Source organism: Ralstonia pickettii (genome assembly GCF_000607165.1).
In the GTDB taxonomy this organism is placed as follows: domain Bacteria; phylum Pseudomonadota; class Gammaproteobacteria; order Burkholderiales; family Burkholderiaceae; genus Ralstonia; species Ralstonia holmesii.
Genome location: NZ_JFZG01000029.1, coordinates 1 through 834 on the forward strand (window position 1 = coordinate 1; position 834 = coordinate 834).

The following is an 834-nucleotide window of genomic DNA, read 5'->3' on the forward strand; positions in this document are numbered from 1 at the left end:
GTAAGCACCCGGTGAACCCGTCTTGCCAGCTAGGTGGCGCTGGGCGTCCAGCGATGCGGGAGCAGTTCGGCGATGTCGGCCGCCTTGTGGGTCGGCAGTCGCGTGAGGACGTCTTTCAGATAGGCGTAGGGATCGTGCCCGTTGAGCTTGGCCGATTGGATCAGGCTCATGACGGCAGCCGCGCGTTGACCGGCGCGCAGTGAGCCTGCAAACAACCAATTGGAGCGACCCAGGGCAACCGGCCGGATCTGTCGCTCGACGTGGTTGTTGTCGATGGGCACCGTCGGGTCGTCGAGGTAACGCACGAGAGCCGGCCACCGCTTGAGGCTGTAGTCAATGGCCCGCGCGATCGCCGAGCCGTCTGGGACGCGGCGTCGCTGTTCCTCGAGCCAGGCGTGCAGCCGCTCTAGAATCGGGCCAGCCCTTTGTTGCCGCGCTGCCAGGCGCTGGTCTGGCTCAGCATCCCGCACTTGCGCCTCGATCTCGTACAAGCTCACCATGTAGCGCAGTGCCTGGCCCGCCAATTCGCTCTTGTGCTTGTCGTGCAGTTCAAAGAACTTGCGCCGCGAATGGGCCATGCAACCGATCTCAGTGACGCCACCGTCGAAGCTGGCCTTGTAGCCGGCGAAGTCATCACATACCAGCTTGCCTTGCCACTGCCCCAGGAACGCGCGAGCGTGCTCGCCGCTGCGGCTGGGCGCAAACTGGTAAATCACCGCGCGCATCTTCTCGAACTCGCTCGGCGCATAGGCCCACAGGTAGGCGCGGTGCGTCTTGCCATTGCCGGGCGCGAGCATCTGCACTGGCGTTTCGTCGGCGTGCAGAACACCGTGG

Annotated in this window: 1 protein-coding gene; it reads right to left on the reverse strand. The window is 64.7% G+C overall.

Annotated features, from left to right (window positions below):
- Nucleotides 1–29 precede the first annotated feature (29 nt).
- Nucleotides 30–834: IS66 family transposase (tnpC, locus tag BG83_RS0125070; protein WP_024979335.1), on the reverse strand; the 805-nt coding region annotated here is incomplete at its 5' end.